The organism is Streptococcus suis (assembly GCF_002964045.1).
GTDB lineage: Bacteria > Bacillota > Bacilli > Lactobacillales > Streptococcaceae > Streptococcus > Streptococcus suis_U.
Window position 1 is genome coordinate 1 of sequence record NZ_POPB01000697.1, and the last position, 298, is coordinate 298.

Genomic DNA, 298 nt, shown 5'->3' on the forward strand with positions numbered 1-298 from the left:
CACGCCAGTTTTTTGCTTTTCAATGATAGTTGGTAAAATTTCTTCCAAGAGTTCTTTGATTTCGCTATCAGACTTTCCATCTTTAATCAGTTGGTTGGTCGCAATATGGATAAATTCTTGGTTCTTTTTTGTTAATCCGTTGATTTCTGTAAATGACATGTTAATCTCCTTAGGTTAAAACCATCTCTTACGGATGAAGTAGAAGGTGAGTGATAGGCTGATTGCAAATGCGAAGAGGATAATCCACCAAAAAGCATAGGGAATATCGTTAAAAGGAATGATATTGTCCTTAAAGTTC

At 35.2% G+C, this 298-nt stretch carries 1 protein-coding gene and 1 pseudogene; both read right to left on the minus strand.

What is annotated here, in order from left to right; genetic code table 11:
• Positions 1 to 159, minus strand: a 159-nt coding sequence (locus C1E99_RS14415) for a DUF1129 family protein (protein WP_153060298.1), incomplete at its 3' end; no start/stop codon positions are given.
• 15 nt (positions 160 to 174) lie between these two features.
• Positions 175 to 298: pseudogene (locus C1E99_RS15380) on the minus strand (magnesium transporter CorA family protein); the annotation flags it as partial.